This window comes from Bifidobacterium scaligerum (assembly GCF_002802865.1).
GTDB lineage: Bacteria > Actinomycetota > Actinomycetes > Actinomycetales > Bifidobacteriaceae > Bifidobacterium > Bifidobacterium scaligerum.
Genome location: NZ_PGLQ01000009.1, coordinates 88,424 through 90,065 on the forward strand (window position 1 = coordinate 88,424; position 1,642 = coordinate 90,065).

Sequence of the window (1,642 nt, forward strand, 5' to 3'; positions counted from 1 at the left end):
TCGGGTGCGGGGCTGCTTGGATTTGGCCTGTTCTGCGTGCTTTTCGCGCGATTTGGGTGCAAAGTGGCCGGATGCAGGCATGTGTGGGACGTTTTCGTGCGATTCGGGTGCGGGGCGTGATTCATACACCCCATTTGCGCCCGAATCGTGCGAAAAGTACGAATCGGGCGCACAGCACGAATCGGGCGCACAGCACAAATCGGGCGAACCGCTACAAACCGCGTCTGCGGCTTCTTGCTACTTCTTTGTGATGTAGCCGAGCGCCTTGAGCATTTCAGCGCATTCCAGTGCGCCACCGGCGGCACCGCGCAGCGTGTTGTGCGCGAGGCCCACGAACTTCCAGTCGAAGATGGAGTCCTCACGCAGACGGCCGATGGAAACACCCATGCCGCCCTCGTAATCCACATCCAGCTTGACCTGCGGACGATCATCCTCGGTCAGGTACTGGATGAACTGCTTCGGCGCATGCGGCAGACCGAGTTCGGCGGCCTGCGAAGTGTAATTCACCAAGCGGTCGATGAGCTCTTCCTTCGTGGCCTTCTTGCCGAAGTTGATGAACACGGTGGCGGTGTGACCGTTGAGCACAGGCACGCGAATGCACTGCGAGGTGATGCGCAGAGCCCCCTCGAACGGCATGATTTCGCCGCGCTCCGGGTCCACATGGCCGAACACCTTGAGCGGCTCCTTCTCGCTTTTCGCCTCTTCGCCGGAAATGAACGGAATGATGTTGCCCACCATCTCGGGCCAATCCTTGAAGGTCTTACCAGCGCCGGAAATAGCCTGATACGTGCTCACCACCACTTCGCGCGGCTCGAACTCCTTCCACGCGGCCAGCGCCGGCGTGTACGCCTGAATCGAGCAATTCGGCTTGACGGCGATGAATCCGCGCGTGGTGCCCAGCCGACGTCGCTGATGCTCGATCACCGCGAAATGCTCCGGATTGATCTCCGGCACAACCATCGGCACATCCGGCGTCCAGCGGTGTGCGCTGTTGTTCGAGACCACCGGGGTCTCGGTTTTCGCGTAGCGCTCCTCGATGGCGCGAATCTGGTCCTTGGGCATGTTCACTGCGGAGAACATGAAGTCCACGTCCTTGGCCACGTTCTCCACGTCATCGCCGTCGAGCACCGTCATGTGCTTGACGAACTCCGGCATCGGCGCCTCCATCTTCCAACGGTCGCCGACGGCCTCCTCGTAGGTCTTGCCGGCGCTATGCGCGGAGGCAGCGAGCGTGGTCAGCTCGAACCACGGATGATTTTCCAGCAGCGTGATGAAACGCTGGCCGACCATGCCGGTGGCGCCAAGCACGCCGACCTTCAACTTTTCGGACATATCAACCCCTTGGGTCAGATGGATGGGTGTTCACACGTAATCGTCAATCTTACGGAAACGCCGTGCCGCGTGTCGCGTACTTCCGCATGATGGCCGGGCGGGGCCGTCAAGGTTGGAGTTGCGCACCTCAGCCCAACGGGGCGTACTTCCGCATGATGGCCGGGGTGGGGCCGTCCGAGGCCCACCGACCGGAACCTCGCGCCCGCATCCTCCCATCCTCCGGTCGGAACGCCCCAGTCGCCCCGCGTCCTCCCGTCCTCCGGCCGACCCCCGGCCTCTCTCTTATACCCATCTGACGCTGCCCACGCTC

At 62.2% G+C, this 1,642-nt stretch carries 1 protein-coding gene; it reads right to left on the reverse strand.

The window, feature by feature from the left end; translation table 11 throughout:
* Positions 1 to 237: 237 nt before the first annotated feature.
* Positions 238 to 1,332 (reverse strand): aspartate-semialdehyde dehydrogenase, encoded by a 1,095-nt coding sequence (gene asd, locus CUU80_RS09660; protein ID WP_100497123.1) that lies wholly within the window; start codon positions 1,330 to 1,332, stop codon positions 238 to 240.
* Positions 1,333 to 1,642: the final 310 nt, after the last annotated feature.